Source organism: Calothrix anomala FACHB-343 (assembly GCF_014696435.1).
GTDB classification, from domain to species: domain Bacteria; phylum Cyanobacteriota; class Cyanobacteriia; order Cyanobacteriales; family Nostocaceae; genus Aulosira; species Aulosira anomala_A.
Window position 1 is genome coordinate 1 of the sequence record NZ_JACJQG010000117.1, and the last position, 17,672, is coordinate 17,672.

The 17,672-nt window shown below is 41.1% G+C and carries 7 protein-coding genes and 1 pseudogene; 2 read left to right on the plus strand and 6 right to left on the minus strand.

What is annotated here, in order from left to right:
- Positions 1-695: 695 nt before the first annotated feature.
- The 4 genes from H6G08_RS35815 to H6G08_RS35830 form a co-directional block, all read right to left on the minus strand.
- On the minus strand, positions 696-1,997 hold the full coding sequence (locus H6G08_RS35815; RefSeq protein ID WP_190551905.1) for a hybrid sensor histidine kinase/response regulator: 1,302 nt from the start codon (positions 1,995-1,997) through the stop codon (positions 696-698).
- Positions 1,994-4,780, minus strand: coding sequence for a CHASE2 domain-containing protein (locus H6G08_RS35820; protein ID WP_190551907.1), 2,787 nt, complete (start codon positions 4,778-4,780; stop codon positions 1,994-1,996). Before H6G08_RS35820 ends, H6G08_RS35815 begins: the two co-directional genes overlap by 4 nt.
- Before the next feature lie 211 nt (positions 4,781-4,991).
- Complete coding sequence (locus tag H6G08_RS35825) at positions 4,992-6,110, minus strand: DUF928 domain-containing protein (protein WP_190551909.1); 1,119 nt, start codon at positions 6,108-6,110, stop codon at positions 4,992-4,994.
- Positions 6,111-6,300: 190 nt separating this feature from the next.
- On the minus strand, positions 6,301-8,850 hold the full coding sequence (locus H6G08_RS35830; protein ID WP_190551911.1) for a CHAT domain-containing protein: 2,550 nt from the start codon (positions 8,848-8,850) through the stop codon (positions 6,301-6,303).
- 563 nt (positions 8,851-9,413) lie between these two features.
- Between H6G08_RS35830 and H6G08_RS35835 the strand changes: the two genes are divergently transcribed.
- Together H6G08_RS35835 and H6G08_RS38445 are read left to right on the plus strand one after the other, a co-directional pair.
- On the plus strand, positions 9,414-10,778 hold the full coding sequence (locus H6G08_RS35835) for an ATP-binding response regulator (protein WP_190551913.1): 1,365 nt from the start codon (positions 9,414-9,416) through the stop codon (positions 10,776-10,778).
- A gap of 404 nt (positions 10,779-11,182) precedes the next feature.
- A pseudogene (locus H6G08_RS38445) lies at positions 11,183-11,332 on the plus strand (ATP-binding protein); the annotation flags it as partial.
- A gap of 258 nt (positions 11,333-11,590) precedes the next feature.
- Here H6G08_RS38445 and H6G08_RS35845 read toward each other — a convergent pair.
- Together H6G08_RS35845 and H6G08_RS35850 are read right to left on the minus strand one after the other, a co-directional pair.
- The gene (locus H6G08_RS35845) at positions 11,591-14,509 is read right to left on the minus strand and encodes a two-partner secretion domain-containing protein (RefSeq protein ID WP_190551915.1); all 2,919 of its coding nucleotides are present in this window, start codon (positions 14,507-14,509) and stop codon (positions 11,591-11,593) included.
- 364 nt (positions 14,510-14,873) lie between these two features.
- Positions 14,874-17,672: two-partner secretion domain-containing protein (locus tag H6G08_RS35850; protein ID WP_190551917.1), on the minus strand; the 2,799-nt coding region annotated here is incomplete at its 5' end.

Genomic DNA, 17,672 nt, shown 5'->3' on the forward strand with positions numbered 1-17,672 from the left:
AAATGAATTTATAATCACAATCAAACTAATATATTTTAATCCTTCGCCCAAAAATAACATATTTTGGGCTATTTTTATCAGACTTTTCTTAACATTCAACATTTCTGGCATTAACTATATTGTTGACTAACCGATTTTGATATTACAATTACTAAGTCGAGAAAGATAATTGTTTTGTACATTCATTTAGCAAATTCCTAAATTAGTAACTTACTATACTGAAAAACAGTCTATTCATAGATAGGGTATTTCGGGAAAAATTTTGAAAAAGTTAACATTCACTAAAAGCATCTACTACAACTGACTATTAATTGCAAAAGCAGCAGTTATTACTTGAAGAAAATCGCGCACTCCCTAAGAATGCGTGCTTATTTTTATACTTTACTGAAAAAATAAATTATTAACTTTAATTTTTATAAATTTTAATTACAAAACTTGAGAATAATCAATAATTAGGAATTTCATAAATCATAGTGACAGATAAATTTCTATCAAGCAATCAACGCTTCCATCGCCATAAAGCTAGAAGCATGGGCGAAAATTAAACGCATAGGCGCTTCGCCTTCCCGCAGGGTAGGGGTGCAAAGGTAAGCGCAGAGGTACGCAGAGAATGAGCTAGGAAGGAATGAAAGGTTGTGCTAATTTTAGTTAAAAGAAAATTGAACAGACGAATCTGATTGCGATCGCTAAAAGATTTAAATTGGCAGAGTGATGATAAATGATGTACCTTGACCTGGATGGGATAGGCAATTAATTTGGCCGTTGTGTTTACTGACTATAATCTGGTGGCTGATAGCTAATCCTAGCCCTGTTCCTTTACCTACAGGCTTAGTGGTAAACGATGGCTCAAAAATTCGCGCTAGCACTTCAGGAACCATCCCCGGGCCGTTATCTTGGATGGAAATTGTCACAGTTTCTGCTTGTGCATCGACAGATGTGGTGACGGTAATAGTTTGTGGTTTAGTAGTTGTCTGTAAAGCATGTTGGTTATCATTACATTCTTCAAAGGCATCAATAGCATTGGCGATGATATTCATAAATACCTGGTTGAGCTGTCCAGGATAGCAAGCAATAGGGGGTAATTCGTTATATTGTTTCACAACCTTGATTGCAGAGCGATCGCCATTACCTTTGAGTCGATGTTGCAATAGCATTAAAGTACTATCTATGCCTTCATGAATTTGATAATCTATTTTTGATGAGATATCCGAACGAGCAAAAGTTCTCAACGATAAGCTCATTTCCTTTAATCGGTTAATTCCTTGATTCATTGATGCTAGCAATTTAGGCAAATCCTCAGTAAGATAATCTAAATCGATTTCTTCCACTAGATCGTCAATATCTGGATCTGGATCGGGTAATTTTTCTTGATAGAGATTTATCAGCCGCAGCAAATCGTTCATATATTGCTCAATATGAGAGCAATTACCGCTAATAAAACCTACAGGATTATTAATCTCATGTCCAATACCTGCGACTAATTGTCCTAAAGTGGACATTTTCTCGCTTTGAACGAGTTGTAATTGGGTTTGCTGTAAGTCTTGTACAGATTTGGTTAATTGGGCTGTGCGCTCTTGCACTCTGTGTTCTAATGTACGTGTCAGATGGGAAATTTTTAAATGTAATTTTAGTCGGGCAATGACTTCTTCTTGTTGAAAAGGTTTGGTAATATAATCAACTGCACCAATCTCCAATCCTTTAACTTTGTCTGTAGCATCAGCTAAAGCCGTCATAAAAATAACTGGAGTATTTTGAGTATGGGGATTAGCTTTTAATCGCCGACAAGTTTCAAACCCATCAATACCCGGCATCATCACATCTAAGAGAATTAAATCGGGATGGGCGTATTCTGTTTGTTCAATCGCTGATTCTCCATCTGTAGCCATGAGTGCTTTCCAGCCACATCCGAGAATAGCTTCTGCCAAGACTTTGAGATTATTGGGATTATCATCCACCACCAGAATATGCATGGGTTGTGTGAGCGGATCGGCAATCATTGATGTGACTCCGTTGTGACAAAAGATTTGAGGAATTTACGAATTTTTGCGGTTTGAAAACTGCTAGTGAGTTTACTTAACTCAGCGGCAAAAGGAGTTAACTGGCTATTTTGCTGAATTAACTCTTCTATAATTCCCTCAATCGTGGGGATATCTCCCATCATGGCCAAATGATATAGTTGCTGCAACACTTCTTGTGATGGTAGAACTAATTCTATCTCACCTGTCTGCTGAGATGGAGAAGATGCGGGATTAGGTGCAGATTGAGCATAAATCCATTCAACTTTTAGTAGCGATCGCATTGCATTAAATAGTTCATCAATTTGCAGGGGCTTAGGTAAAAATGCTGTTGCACCTGCTTGTAAACTCCGTTGGCGATTTTCCTCAAATACACTGGCACTAGAGACAATAATTGGAAGATTAGAAGTTTGCGAATTCTGTTGTAACTGAACCATCAGTTCAAAGCCATCCATATTCGGCATAGCTAAATCTAACAAAATCACATCTGGGTGATGTTCAGTGGCGATTTCTAATCCCTGTTTACCATCAGTTGCTTCCCAAGTTTGGCAGCCAATTCCTTGCAGTAAACTGGTTAACATTGAACGATGATTACTATCATCATCAACAATCAAAATTTGCGGTTTACTACCGCGAATACCGATAATTTTATGATTATTGGGACTAATTACACCACTTTGCCAATCATGGGTAACTGGCGCTGGAACCGTCAAATCTAGCCAAAATACACTACCTTCACCTAAGCGACTCTGTACTTGAATTTGACTTCCCATCAATGTGGTAATTCTTTGACTGATGGCTAATCCTAAACCAGTACCTTCAGATTTTTTCCCAGCTTCACCTACTTGTTCAAAGGGTAAAAAGATTTTCTCTAATTGATCTGAAGACATCCCAATACCTGTATCTTCAATTTGGAAGCGAATCTGAATATGTTGTATTTGTTCGTTATCATTGGTGATTGATTGGAATTCGCGATTGATAAGTTCAACTTTCAAAGTAACGCTACCATTTTCTGTAAATTTGATTGCATTACCTAGTAAGTTAATTAACACTTGCCTGAGCCGCTTTTCATCAACTTGAATGGCAACAGGTAATTGTTCATCAATCGCAGTATGAAATGCAATTCCTTTCTGAGTGGCGCGGATACTGCAAATTTCCGTAACTCCATGTAAAAAACTAGGTAAATTTACAGTTGTCGCCACTAATTCTAATTTACGCGCCTCAATTTTTGACAAATCAAGAATATCATTGATTAACATCAGCAAATGGGTGCCGCATTGATAAATAATACTGATTCCTTCAAGATTTTTCTTGGTCATATTTGGTGCTGTTTCTAGCACCTTAGCAAAACCCAAAATACCATTAAGCGGCGTGCGTAGCTCATGACTCATATTCGCGAGAAACTCACTTTTAGCTTGGTTAGCCGCATCAGCAGCTTGTTTTGCTTCTAGTAGTTCGTGAGTGCGCTCTTCTACTTTAAATTCGAGAGTTTTGGAATAATCTAATAATTGAGAGTTAGCAATTTCTAGCTGCTGATTAGTTTCCTCTAAACGTTGCTGCTTATAGGCATTAGTTGTGGCAATTACACTACTAATAAATGCAGCTAAAGCAGGTGTTACAGGAATTAAAATTCCCTTTAAAAATAACCCATAGCCACCAACTAAACAAAGACAACTCATACCCACAGTTGCCCAGAGAATTTTACCTCCAGGAATTCGCAATTTGCTACTGGATAATAGCCAACTACCAGCAGAACCCATTACAGACCAAAAAACAATCCACAAAGACACATACTTGCCAGAAATACCATGTAAGGTGCCTTTACCTGTTTTGGCTGTGGTTACCAAGTGATGGGCTATATTGGCATGGATAACTACACCAGGGGTAGGTTTTTGAGCAGATAACCCAGAAGAGAAAGGGGTACTAAAAAAATCATTGGTACTCGAAGCAAAAGAACCAATAAATACCATGCGATCGCGCATCAGATTGGCGGGAATTTTTCCAGCTAAGACATCGCGCATTGAGACTGTGCGAAATGCAGCTTCAGAACCATGCCAATTAAGTAAAATTTGATACCCACCTATATCAGCATCAGCATAACCTGCTTCTTGATTGCTCAATGGTACATAAATGGCTTTACCTAACTGAAACTTTTGCTGCTGGGGGTCAATACTTTCTAAGCTAATCTTTTCAGTTTCCAAATACTTGAGCGCCACCATTGTTGCTAAACCAGCTTTGAGGGTATCTTGCTCTTTAGCATCAATGGCTGTTAACAAGGCACGGCGCACAAAGCGATCGCCATCTAAGACTAAATCTGCTAATCCTACTCGATCCAGCTTTTTTAATTCTGGTGGTGGCTTCACACGTTCCCCGGTGATTTTCTCTACACCAATTAAATTAGGTGTAGTGCGGAAGATTTTTACCAGTTCCTCATGTCCAGTTCCTTCTGGTAAATCTCGATAGATATCCAAACCGATGACTCTGGGTTGCTGTGCCCGAATTTTATCTAATAATTTTGCTAAAGCCCAGTCGGGAACAGGCCATTTCCGCACCGATTGGATATCTTTTTCGTCAATCGAGACAATGACAATTTCCTCAGCGATAGTTTCGAGCGATCGCTGACGAACCCATTCATCACGAATTTTCCATTCAAGTAAATTGAAAAATCCCAAAGATTGCCCGACAATCACAGTGAAGGCAACAGTGGGAGTAATAATCAAAATACTACGAGTACGTTGGATTATGGTTTGAAATTTGCGCCACATATTTGCGCCATAGGTTGAGGTTAGGGGTTAGGGCTAAGGGGACAAGGAATTTTAGATTTTAGATTTGCGATAGCGCAGCGTAAAGCCTTCTCTTCGAGAGGCTTCGCCAACGGCATAGCTTCGCTTAGAGCGAGTCCGCGAGCGTCTTTTGGATTCCAATCTAAAATTTAAAATCCAAAATCCAAAATTGAATTGCCCCATGCCCAATGTTTTAATTCGTCGATACTGCTATGTTTGCTGTAACAATATCTTTTAAACTAACTGAAGAAAGCAGTTCCTCCCATTGCTTGCGTAGATTCACATCGGTGGGTTGGGCACTATGTAAAGCTGCAAGGGTTTCTACACAGTCATACCAAACGCCATGATGCCCTAAAGCAGTAGCCCGCTTTAGGGCATCTTCTTGCTGCATTGCTGCTGCTAACTCGGCGCTGGGCTGAATGCGTTGAATCCAACCATCAACATAAGGTGTACTGGGGCTGAGTTGTCCATCAACTTTGATCGCTAAAAACCAATGGTAGTTTTTACCAACGGCTAAAGCTGGTGCATCAGCTGGTAATTTGAGGGCGATCACTCCTGCTTTTTGGACAACGGGAATGGTCATTTGATACTGTGTATTGCCAGCTTCATCTTTGAGGCTAAACACAGCTTCTTCTGCATTAGAAGCAGGTACATACACCAAAATTGTCGGACGTTCAGACACTGTTGTGCCATAGAAGTTCTCAGGTAGCAGGGCTATGAGGGCGGCTGGGCCTGCTGCACCTACATCTGAGGGATTTAGGTAATAAGTACCAACGCGAGCCGCACCTCCTGCGGCCTGTTGGGGTGTACCTTTACCTGGAGCTGGTGTAAATAGGTTGCCGCGAGAAGCACCGCCTACTGCTTGTTGGGGTGTACCCTTGCCTGTAGCTGGTGTAAATAGGTTGCCGCGAGAAGCACCGCCTACTGCTTGTTGGGGTGTACCCTTGCCTGTAGCTGGTGTAAATAGGTTGCCGCGAGAAGCGCCCCCTGTTGCTTGTTGGGGCGTACCTTTACCAGTAGCTGGTGTAAACAGGCTGCCGCGAGAAGCGCCGCCTGTGGCTTGGCTAGGTGCGCCTTTTCCCGATCTCGGTGTAAACAGGTTGCCGCGAGAAGCGCCGCCTGTGGCTTGGCTAGGTGCGCCTTTTCCCGATCTCGGTGTAAACAGGCTGCCGCGAGAAGCGCCGCCTGTGGCTTGTCTAGGAGCGCCATTATTAGTTGGTGGAGTAAATTTTATAGCATAGGCACTGTTCCATGTACTACTAGCGAGTAGAGCGATAACGCTCAATGTACTAGCTACATATCGACGTTTCATGAGCTTGCACCTCAGGTGAGAGTAAGTAATACTAAGTATTCCGATCGCGACTGTGGGAAGAAGTTTGCAGATATCTCTAGATAAAAAGCCAAAAGAGTAAATACCTACTAGAAATATACAATGAATCCGTATTTTGGGATGTAAAATAACATGCAAATTATGCTAAATTAAATTCAGTGAATTTACGTAATTAGAGCCAATTGCCTACTAAAACAAAGGCTGACCAAAAGAAAGGATCGCGGAAATCAGTTTGGCGAATTAGATTAATTTGAGCTTGCCTTAAGGCTTCTGCTTTAGTGATTTTAGGCTGTCGCAATTGGTCATAGAAGCGCGTCATTAGCATTTCTGCTGCTTTATCTTTGACTGGCCAGAGAGTGGCGAGGGTAGAACGAGCACCTGATTTGACAGCTAAACCTGCTAGTCCGAGAACGGCGCGATCGTCGCCAGTGGCGGTATCGCAGGCACTGAGTACAAGCAATTCAATCGCTTTTGATGCATTGTTACCTCGATTTTTCAGGAGTTCGGACAATTCTTTAATATTGACTTCCCCATCCCAAGTCAGTAAAAAGGTATCTTCTAAACGAGAGCTAAACTGTCCGTGGGTGGCGAGGTGAACAACATCAGCACTACTAAATTTGACTCGTTCGGCTAAGGCTTGACTGGTAAATTGTTGGTTGAGCAATAGGGAAGATGGTACAGCTTGGGAAATTTGTTTTACTTCTGATTCCACAGCAGGTAAGGCACTAAAACCATGACGGGATTGACTGATACCACCAACGATCGCATCGATACGATTTTGCTGGAGCGATCGCGCTGCCATTAATTGCATTCCCGGAGAAAGAGCAACTGCATATTTCTCAATCAAATATTGCTGACCGTCATATAAGGCGGCTACCGGGATATTTCGTAAGAGTCCATCTAAAACAAATACCAGGGTTTTACTATCTTTAAAGGCTTGATCCGTTTCTGCCGGACGAATTAACCAATCATAAATTTCTTGGGAAAGGCGATCGCGTTCTTTAGCATCGGAAACGGGATTAAAGCTCGCTAACAAATTACCTAGAGTCTGTTCAATTTCGGTTTGCGATTTTGATGTTACGTAATAACGCAGAGGTTGCCCGGTTTTGGAGAGAATTACCGCTAGGCGATCGGGTAGAATAATTGGGTAAATTACAGTGGCTTGGGGATCTACTTGGTCAATTTGCTGCGCTCGATCTAAACACGCTTCCCGGAAAAAGTTATCGAGTTCGGCAACTTGCAAGGCTTCAATTAAATCCCGCGCTTGCATCAGTGATGCTTGACTGGGTTGATTATCTAGCAGTAAAGCGACTAATTCCCGGTACACAGGCTCCACACTTTCGCGAAAAGAGAATTGGATATCGGGGTTGACTGCAACCAAATCCCGGCGAATTGATTTTAAAGCTTTGACTGCTTCACTATAGGCAGTAATGGCTTTGGGGCGATCGCCTTGTTGTTTATATAGTTGTCCCACCTGCCAAGCAGATTGGGCAATGATATCCTCAGCTTGGAGTTGACGGGCAATGTTGAGGGATTTCTGCGTTAATTCCTGTGCTTGTGGGAACTGTTGTGTCCGACTATAGAGTTTTCCCCACTGATGCAATGCATAAGCTTCTGCTTGGGTATCTTGAATTTGCTGGGCAGACTTAACTGTGACTGCCATCAGTTGTGCTAAATCTTTTAACGGTACAATTTGCTGTGGATTTGACAAGCGATTTAAGGTAGCAACAAAATTAATCGCTGTGTAGAGAGATGTGTGACTGGGAGGTAATTCTCCTAGCTGTTGGAGTATCTGCGGCGCTAGGGGAGTAGCCAGTTCTGGCTTGTCATAGTCTAGGAAAAGTTTAAATTGGGATAATTGTGCTTGTAAGCGATCGCTAGGATTGACAGCTAACTGCTGTGCTTGTTCAAAATAATCTAAAGCCATCTGTGGATCTTGCAAGTCAACGGCAGTTTTACCGAGATTCAGCAATATGGAACTCAACTGCGGCGTGATTTGAATTTTCCGGGCGATCGCTAAACTTTGCTCTAATACTTGTTGACTTTTGCCAGATTCACCAATCATTTGCAATGCTAAACCGAGCGATCGCAAGCCATTTACTTTCACTTCCGAATCTGGTGTCGCTTGTAGCTTTTGCGTTAGCGTCTCTAGTTGCTGTTTAGAACGCCGATAAAATCCCAAAGTTTGCAAGGCTTGAGCTTGGTTAATTTGACTCCCCAAGCTGCCCATTTTATCCCCTGCTTGCTCATAATATTTTTGTGCTTGTTGCCAAGTTTCTAGGGCGATTTCGGCTTTACCATTGTGCAATTGTAAATTTGCTTGGGTATTGAGTACCTGTGCCCACAAAATGGCATCAGCTGCAGGTTTGGCTGTTTGCAATAGTTTGAGACTTTGCTCAATTGATTGGCTAGCTGCTTCCCATTGATTTAGTTCTTGCTGTGCCAAGGAAAGGTAACTCAAACTCAGGGCTTCATTGATGCGATCGCTTTGAGTTTGATACTGTTTTGCGGCTGTTTGCCAAGCCTTGATAGCTTCAGTGAATTGTCCCGCCTTGTAAAAGTTGCGTCCCTCCTCTAGCAAGTTCGTCGCCACAGTCGTAGATAAAATCGGGGTTGTCACTGGTACAGATGCCACTCCTGGTGTGATATTACCTACTAAGCATAAGCTAAATATACTCAAATACGGATACAGCCAAAAACCTTTTTTTATTGATATTGCCATGAATAATCACCCAGATTTATATAACTTAATTAATCACTATTCATCACACAAGTGTTGTAGAATACATGCTAAGTTATATTGCCCAGATGAGTGTAGAATCTATCAGTTTGTCAGCGATCGCCTAAAATTAACATGCACTCTCATTTAGGGACTGCCAGAACAGAAATTATCGGCGTTGCACAAAAGTGGAATGAATTGAAGCCAGAAGCAAGGAAGCAGAGGATGCAGGGGGAGCATTTTATCGGAAAAAGTTAGGTTTAAAACCTCGCCCCTAGTGGGCGAAAAAATCCTTGTTTCGCAAGGTAGGTAGAAACCCCAACGCCAGTTCTCTCAAGTCGGGAAACCCGCCCACGAGAATGGCTCCCCCTAGTGGGTGGCTGTTTTGAATTTTGAATTTTGAATTTTGAATTTTGAATTTTGAATTGATTCGCTGGGACTTTGGACTCTTGACCGCACATAGCCTTAACGCGAATATATTTGAACTAGGAGCATAAAAGCTTAACTTGCTGTTATGGTGCAAAGCAGAATAAAACAGAAAATCATAATTTACACAGGCATTCACAATGCTAGAAGACGGTTTCAGTTTATCAAAACATATTCTTTTAGTTGATGATAATCCCAATAACCTCAAGTTGTTATCGGAAATCATTCAGGGATGCGGCTGGAAAACACTAATGGCGACAGATGGAGAATCAGCTATTGAACAAGCAGAATATGCCCACCCCTATTTAATTATTCTCGATGTGATGATGCCAGGAATTGATGGCTTTGAAACTTGCCGCAGGCTAAAAACCAATCCAAGCGCCAAAAAAATTCCCATCATATTTATGACGGCCTTAACTGATACTAGTACTAAAATACGCGCCTTAGAGTTAGGCGCAGTTGATTACATTAGCAAACCCTTTCAAGAACAGGAAGTATTAGCAAGAGTCAAAACTCATGTTTCTTTGTATACGCTACAACTGGATCTGGAAAAGCTGGTTCAAGAACGAACTGCAGAATTAGTTAAAGCCAAAGAAAATGCAGAAATTGCCAATCAAGCAAAAAGCAATTTTCTCTCAATGATGAGTCACGAGTTACGTACTCCTCTCAATGCTATCTTAGGTATGACTGAAGGGTTGAGTGACGAAATATTTGGTACTATTAATAGTCGGCAAAAATTAGCGCTATCAACAATAGATAATAGCGGACAACATCTATTATCTTTAATCGACAATATTTTAGATGTATCCAGAATTGAGACTGATACAATAGATCTGCATATCTCATCATTTACTGTTGAGGAACTCTGTAGTGATGTTCTGCCGATAATTAGTCAACAAGCTGCACATAAAAATATACAATTAATTACAGAAATTCAACCTAATTTACCGAAAATTACCCTCGATAGACGACGCATATCTCAATCAATTATCAATTTATTAAGTAATGCAGTCAAATTTACTGCTAATGGTGGTAGAGTAAATTTAAAAATTTCTGCTGTTCCTACATTATCCCCAATCAACTATGAAAAACTCCACCCACAAGGGGATGGAGTTTTTGGGCATGGGGAAGAAATTACCAATGCCCAATGCCCATTGCCCCAAGCGGCGGGGCAGCTGTCCCTCTCCACCCACAAGGGGATGGAGTTTCCCGCCGCTTTCAATGAATCAAATTTTCAGCAGATTGCAACTACACAAAATCATCAAGCTTGGTGGAGAATATCTGTAAGTGATACTGGCATTGGTATAGCCCCGCAAGACATCAATAAAATTTTTCAACCTTTTGTACAATTAGATAACGGTTTGAATCGGCAATATGAAGGCACAGGTTTAGGACTGGTTTTAGTTAAAAAAATAGTCGAACAACATGGTGGCAATATTTTAGTTAATAGTGAAGTCGGTAAAGGTAGTTGTTTTACTCTTGAATTACCCCTAGTCAGTGAATAAGTGTTTTTCAGAAGATTAACTTCAATTAGTAGTCATAATCTCAACAGGATAAATTAATAGTTGTTGAAAATTAGCCTAAAAATTCATCAAAATCATGATTTTATCCCAATTGTCTAAAATTCAGCAACATATTCAAAGCCAGATATCCAGATACAGTCTTAATTTTGAAGGTTGAATTTTGAAGGTTGAATTGGTATTAGTTCTATCTTTAATAAAATCTAAAGACAATTTTATTAGGCTTCATTCTTAGCCGCTATATAACTACGTAAGTAAATTTTCCCAAGTAAATTGAATTAGTATATTTAGGTAAATATTTATCTAATAACTTTATTTTAAATCAACAAATATTTTATTATTTTCAAGGTTAAAAGAAATATCTTGATGTATACTTTTTTTAGGTAAAAACTACTAAACCAGTTGGTCAAGGTACTGGCTTAGGATTATCTATCAGTTATCAAATTATTGTCGAAAAGCATCAAGGACAACTCAATTGTATTTCTACATTAGGAGAGGGAACTGAATTTTTGATTGAGATTCCGCTTCAGATTTCCTGAGGGGATAGCATAATTCAGGTAAGGCATTAAGTAAAAATAAGTAGTGCGAGCATCTTGCTCGCGCGGGCAAGATGCCCGCACTACAAATATTAAATTGTTCAACTTATTTTTACACGGCTCCTAAATGAGGTAAGCGCTTCGGGGCATGGCAGTGCCAGTGCCCCTACAATCAACGATAATCTGTACCTCACCAACTGGCAATTTGCTGTAAATACTTGAGTGCAAGATATAAGGTATGGTGTTACCTCTATCTTGCGCTTATTTTTGGGCAATTCCTGCACAGGTTAATGGATACTGGACAGCAGGAGAAGGAGATTGATTTGCTACTAGCTCAATTTTTCCTGTGCTGTTACGATGCCAAGAAGTAGCTTGGATAATTACCTCTTTTGATGCGGGTATTTGTGCTGTAATTTCCCCACTTTTCCTGAATGCAGAGATATTGCGGATATCTGACCAAGTGCGATCGCTCCTGATTTCTTGTATAGGATTATTTGGTAAGCCTCCCCTACCTGTAGCTACAAAACTGCTACCACTCATCTGAGAACAACCAGTAGCAATTTGCTGTGATGAATCGGTAACATTCGCGGGCAATTTTACTAAACCAGAGTTAGGATCGACACCAAAATTATGAATATCTACAGTACCGTTGACGCCAAATTGCGAACTAGCAGTAATATCACTTTCGTTTGTCAGTTGGGGGCTAAATTTTAACCCGAATATACCTTGAGTGGTAATGTTAATGTTACCGCCATTACCATTAACAGCATTGGCAATAATATCGCTATTTTCGGCAGCGACAATCAAAGGAGAAGAGATATTAATGTTTCCACCATTGCCTATACCACCTGCTTCGGCATTAATTTTACTGCCATGACGGCTCAAAAGGCTATTGGCGATCGCTAAACTGATATCACCACCTTTTCCTGATGCAGTAGTAGCAATAATATTGCCATTATCTAAAAATACGCGATCGGCTTGAATATTTAACTGTCCGGCGTTACCTGTTCCTTCATAGGTGACACTCACCCTACCACCATCACGAACCGTTAGCTGCTGGGTATTGATGTTTAACACACCTATGTTACCTGTGGGTGCATCTGGTAAATTATAAAATTGGCGGGCGCTCTCTAGTGGGATGGGTGCGCCGGTAGCAATTGCTGAAGTGTGGATATTCTTACCTTCTACCAGAATGTCATTGGCTTGGATTGTCAAAGCTCCAGTATCGCCAGTACCACCAGTAACGTTACCAACAGCACCAGCATCAAGTACCCGCAATTGATTAGTTTGGAGGGTGACATCACCAGCTTTACCATTGCCATAAGTTAAGCTTCCTAAAACGGTGGAAGCCTTTGTAAAAGGATTGATACCACTGATAGTTAAATTTTCTCCAACATTTACACTGATATTGCCAGCATTTCCTAAATTATTAGATTGACTCGGATCGCCAAAACTGCCAATTACAGATACAGAACTTGTTGCCAAAGAGGCTCCGGCTTGCATTGACAGCATAGGTGTAGTTAGCGACACATTGCCACTATTCCCAGAGCCAGTAGTAGAAGTACCAATAAAACTGAGTTGTGCAGGTGAAACTGGCGATGCACCTACCATATTAATACTTTGTCCTGCAACTACCGTAACATCTCCGCTATTGCCAAAACCCGTTCCTGGTATTCCTGCTAAACGACTAGCAAAGGTAAAAATCCCTCCGCCATCGATGAGATTTAATATTCCTGTAGACACTTTGACATTGCCACTATTGCCAATACCAAATGTGTAAGTACTTATACCACTAGAAAGCAAACTGATAGGGTTAACCCCATTGGCGTCAATCTGCTCGGCAATATCAACAGTAACATTTCCACTTTGCCCAGTAGCTCCAGGAAAAACAATTGTTCCGATTAAACCACTATCTTCGAGAGTGAGTTTGCGAGCAACTACACTGACATCTCCGCCATTTCCCGATGCGAAAGTTTGACTAGCAATGCGGCTATTGCTGCTACCAGATGGAGCTAAGGGCGATTTCAGCGCCACAGCACCCTTAGCAGTAATGGTATCTGCTACTACTTGCACTTGACCTGCTGCTCCTGCACCCAGGCTGAGGGTTTCAATCGCTGCGCCATCTTGTAAAGTTATATCCCCAGCTTGAATATTCACGCTGCCGCCGTTGCCTGTAGCCCCTGGCGCTACTTGATTGACAATCCAAGCACTGGGAGCAAAAGCATAGGGATTTACGCCACCCAAAGAAAGCGATCGCTCTGCATTCACCGTAATATTACCACCCTGTCCTGTGCCTGCTGTTGCTGCAGCTATTTGCGATTGATCGAGGCGAATATCTCTGCCTACTACTTGAATACCCCCAAAGGGATTGCCCACAGGATAGGGATTCCAAAGTGAAGAACGCTCTGTAAATTGAATATCGCCAAAATCTGTGACTTGGTTATAACCTAACTGCCATCCTGTGAGTGTGGGTGTTAAATTCACTGTCCCACTTTTGACAGCACCTATTTCGATTCGACCGAAAGGTGCAGTTATCACACCACCTGTAAATTTGATGTCTCCCCCTACTAAAGCAATGGTTTTTCCTGGATTTGCCACTATCCCCAAGTTATTTGTCGGGACAATGCCATCATTACCTTTACCTTGGATCTCAATAGCAGCTGAACTACCCATCTGCAAACCAATGGGTACACTGATAGTTAATAATGGTGTTGTTGCAGAATTTACTGCACTAAATTCACTACCATCGCTAAACTTAATACTATTAGCAGTTGTCCCAACAAATGAGCCGCTAATATTCAAGACTGCATCTTTACCAAAAACAATTCCTGCTGGGTTAATGAGCAATAAATTTACAGAATTATTGCCATTGATTGTCCTAATTAATCCATTTATTTCCGAAATCTTTCCCCCAGTAACTCGACTAAATATGTTGGTAATATTGGGTGTATTGACTAAATCAAAAATTGCTGAACCAGCACTAGTAACTGAGAAGTTACTGAAACTATGAAATAAATTATTACCTTTTTCGATGCCATTAATAATAGTGAAATTATTACCATTTGAGTTGACAATACTGTTGGTTGTACCATCAGAAATCACCTGAGACATTGCAGGTAATACCATCCCCGCAGTCAATAATCCTGTGGTGAATGCTGCGAGAAATTTAATTGCCCTCATGTCTTGAATACTCCCTTGATATGACACAATTTAGATTTCCCAAAATCGGAGAAATCCTAACAATGTCAAAGCATTTATTTGGATTTTATATTACGCTATGAATAGCGTTTATACGAGTTAATATTTGTTTTAAAATAACATGATATTTATATATAATTCACTCAATTGTGCATGGAGTATTCATACCAATTCACGAAATTACTGATACAAATCACTTCCTCTGCCCCTCTGCTTCCTCTGCCCCTCTGCTTGCCTATGTGTATCATTTTTAAAGTGAAGCGGTATCAGATGCCAAACCAAGTGCGTAGACGCTCCGCGTCTTGTCGCTAGACATCGCTGATTATATTTTCTTTCTCCAAGCAAATTAACTCTTGGGAATCGCCGCACAGGTTAATGCTGATTGCACTGGAGTCGAAGATTTCGCTGCGACTAGCTCAATTTTACCTTGGGCGTTACGATGCCAAGATGTAGCTTGGATGAGAACTTTTGGCGATTGAGGGATTTGAGTTGTAACTTCCTCGCTGTTCCTGAATGTCGAGATATTGCGGATATCAGCCCAAGTGCGATCGCTCCTCATTTCTTGCATCGGATTTTGCGGTATTCCACCCCGTCCTGTAGCGACAAAACTACTGGCATTATTACTAGTACAACCTGTAGCAATCTGTTGGGATGAATCAGTGAGATTTACGGGTAGTTCAATTAAACCAGAATGAGGATCAATTCCAAAATTATTAATATCTACTGTACCGTTAATACCAAATTGCGAACTAGCAGTAATATCACTTTCGTTTGTCAGTTGGGGGCTATATTTTAAGCCAAATATACCTTGGCTACTAATTTGAATATTACCGCCATTACCGTCAAAGGCATTAGCAATGATATCGCTGTTTTCTAAACCGATAATTACTGGCGTATTTATAGTGATATTGCCACCATTGCCACTGCTGCGGGCTTCGGTAGTAATTTTACTTCCATGACGAATTACCAGAGCATCTGTCAGAAATAAGCTGGTGTTACCACCTTTTCCTGATGCAGTAGTAGCATTGATATTTCCACTATCTAAAAAGATACTATTGGCTGTGATATTTAATTGTCCAGCGTTACCTGTACCTTCATGGGTAACACTAATACTACCACCATTGCGAACCGTTAGCTGTTGAGTATTGATGTTCAACACACCTGTGTTGCCTGTCGGCACATCTGGTAGATTATAAAATCTTCGGGTAGTTTCATTAAATATGGGTGCGCTAGCACCAATCACCGAGGGACGGTTATTCTTACCTTCTACCAGAATATTATTTGCCTGAATGGTTAAATTTCCAGCATCACCAGTAGCAGCAGTACCGTTAGCAATTGCTCCACCATTTTGAACGAACAATTGATTAGTTTGCAGCTTGACATCCCCAGTTTTACCATTGCCATAGTTACCGCTTCCTAAGAAACTAGTAGCTAATGTAAACTTATTGATGCCAGTGACTGTTAAACGCTCTGCAACATTCACGGTGATATTGCCACTATTTCCCAAATTATTGGACTGCTTGGGATCGCCAAAGTTGCCAATCACAGGTACAGTGGTTGTTGCTAAACCTGCTCCGGCTTGCAGTGAAAGATTAGGCGTTATAACTGACACATTGCCGCCATTGCCAGAACCAGTCGTAGAACTACCAAGAAAGGTAAGTTGAGTTGGTACAACTGGTGATGTACCTACCAAATTAATACCTTGCCGTGCTACTACTGAAACATCGCCTGCATTGCCAATCCCTGTACCTGGTATTCCTTTCAAGCGAACAACAAAGGTAACAATTGCTCCCCCTTCTGTGAGATTTAATTTCTCTGTATTGATGTTGATATGACCACTATTACCAATGCCAAATGTATATGCAGCAATGCCACTGAAGGTTAAACTAATGGGACTGACCCCAGTAGCATAAATCTCATCAGCGACATCTACAGAAATATCTCCCCCTTTTCCCGTTGCCCCAGGAAAAACAATTGTTCCCACTAAACCACTATCTTCGAGAGTGAGTTTGCGGGCTACTACACTGATATCTCCACCATTACCTGATGCGAAAGTTTGGCTAGCAATGCGGCTACTGCTGCTACCAGAAGGAGCTAAGGGCGATTTTAGAGCCACAGCACCCTTAGCGGTAATGGTATCTGCGATTACATTAACTTGGCCTGCTGCTCCTGCACCCAGGCTTAAAGTTTCAATGGCTGCGCCATCTTGTAAAGTCACATCTCTAGCTTGAATATTCACGCTGCCGCCTTTGCCTGTAGCCCCTGGCGCTACTTGATTGACAATCCAAGCACTAGGAGCAAAAGCATTAGGATTTACGCCGCCCAAAGAAAGCGATCGCTCTGCATTCACTGTAATATTACCAATATTACTACCCTGCTCTGTGCCTGCTGTTGCTGCGGCTATTTGCGATTGATCGAGGCGAATATCTCTGCCTACTACTTGAATACCGCCAAAAGGATTGCCCACTGGATAGGGATTCCAAAGTGAAGAACGCTGTGTAAATTGAATATCGCCAAAATCTGTAACTTGGCTATAACCTAACTGCCATCCTGTGAGTGTAGGTGTTAAATTCACTGTCCCACTGTTGACGGCACCTATTTCGATTCGACCGAAAGGTGCAGTTATCACACCACCTGTAAATTTGATATCGCCACCCACTAAGGCAATTGTTTTTCCGGGACTGGCAACTATTCCTAAATTCTTCGTCGGGACAATACCATCATTACCTTTACCCTGTACCTGAATTGAACTGGCTGCACTACCCATCTGCAAACCAATGGGTACAGTCATTGTTAATAATGGTGTTGTTGAAGAATTTACTGCACTAAATTCGCTGCCATCGCTAAACTTAAGACTATTAGCAGTTGTCCCGACAAATGAGCCGCTAATATTCAATATGGCATCTTTACCAAAAATAATTCCTGCTGGGTTCATGAGCAATAAATTTACAGAATTATTGCCATTAATTGTCCTAATTAATCCATTAATTTCGGAGATGTTTCCGCTAGTTACCCGACTAAAGATATTGGTAATATTGGGTGTATTTACTAAATCGAAAATTGCTGAACCACCTGTAGGGACTGAGAAGTTACTGAAACTATGAAATAAATTATTACCTTTTTCTATGCCATTAATAATAGTGAA